Origin of the sequence: Candidatus Methanoperedens nitratireducens, from assembly GCF_900196725.1 — an archaeon.
Classification (GTDB): Archaea; Halobacteriota; Methanosarcinia; order Methanosarcinales; family Methanoperedenaceae; genus Methanoperedens; species Methanoperedens nitroreducens_A.
Window position 1 is genome coordinate 1 of record NZ_FZMP01000069.1, and the last position, 1,332, is coordinate 1,332.

General features: G+C 50.6%; 1 protein-coding gene. It reads left to right on the forward strand.

Translation table 11 applies throughout. The features are described from left to right. Window positions 1–1,326: thermosome subunit beta (thsB, locus tag MNV_RS05485; RefSeq protein WP_143311652.1), on the forward strand; the 1,326-nt coding region annotated here is incomplete at its 5' end. Between the last annotated feature and the right edge of the window lie 6 nt (window positions 1,327–1,332).

The following is a 1,332-nucleotide window of genomic DNA, read 5'->3' on the forward strand; positions in this document are numbered from 1 at the left end:
GCGGAAGACCTGCTGGAGCAGAACGTGCACCCGACTGTAATTGCGAACGGATACAGGCTTGCATCCATAAAAGCAAAGGAGATACTCAAGACACTTGCTATGGAAGTAAGCGCTGATGATAAGGACCTGTTATTAAAGATAGCAGCTACAGCAATCACAGGAAAAGGCGCAGAAGCGCACAAGGATACATTTGCAAACCTTGCAGTGAATTCGGTACTTGCGGTAGTAAACAAAGAAAATGGGAAAAATACAGTAGATGTTGAGGACATCAAGGTCGAGAAGAAAGTGGGCGGAAGCATCGAGGCATCAGAACTGATAGAGGGCATGGTAATTGACAAGGAAAGAGTTCACACAAACATGCCAAAGAAAGTACAGGGTGCGAAGATTTTACTGCTCAACGAAGCTCTTGAAATCAAGAAGACTGAAGTAGACGCCGAAATCTCGATCAAATCACCTGACCAGCTCCAGTCCTTCCTTGACCAGGAAGAACAGATGCTTCACGACATGGTCAATAAAGTCATGGACAGCGGCGCAAATGTCGTTTTCGTGCAGAAAGGCATCGACGATATCGCCCAGCACTACCTTGCAAAGGCAGGAATATATGCAGCCAGGCGCGTCAAGAAGAGCGATATGGAGAAACTTGCGCGCGCAACAGGCGCGAAGATACTCACAAGCCTGAAAGAGATCAATGATTCGGATATTGGCAAGGCTGGATTAGTAGAGGAAAAGAAGATCGGCGATGAGGCTATGACATACGTAACAGAATGCCACAACCCCAAGGCAGTCTCAATCATCCTTCGCGGTGGAACCGAGCACGTGGTGGATGAGGCGGAACGCGCGCTGCATGATGCTTTAAGAGTCGTTGGCGTGGCGATCGAGGATGAGACCCTTGTAGCCGGTGGCGGTTCGCCAGAGGTCGAACTGGCACTGCGCCTGCGGGAATACTCTGCCACATTGACCGGAAGGGAACAGCTTGCAGTGAGCAAGTTTGCCGAGTCGCTTGAAATTATCCCGAGAACCCTGGCAGAAAATGCAGGTCTTGACCCCATCAATATGCTTGTGGAGATGAGAAGCCAGCATGAGAAAGGCAAGAAAACAGCCGGGCTTAACGTGTTCTCAGGCAAAGTCGTGGATATGCTCAAGGAAGGAGTCGTTGAACCCCTGCGGGTAAAGATACAGGCGATCGATTCTGCCACCGAGGCTGCTACTATGATTCTGCGCATCGATGACGTGCTCTCAAGCAAATCAGCACCTGGCGGCATGCCGCCGGGAGGAATGCCACCAGGAGGAATGGGAGGCATGGGCGGAATGGAAGGAATGGATTAAGCGGGT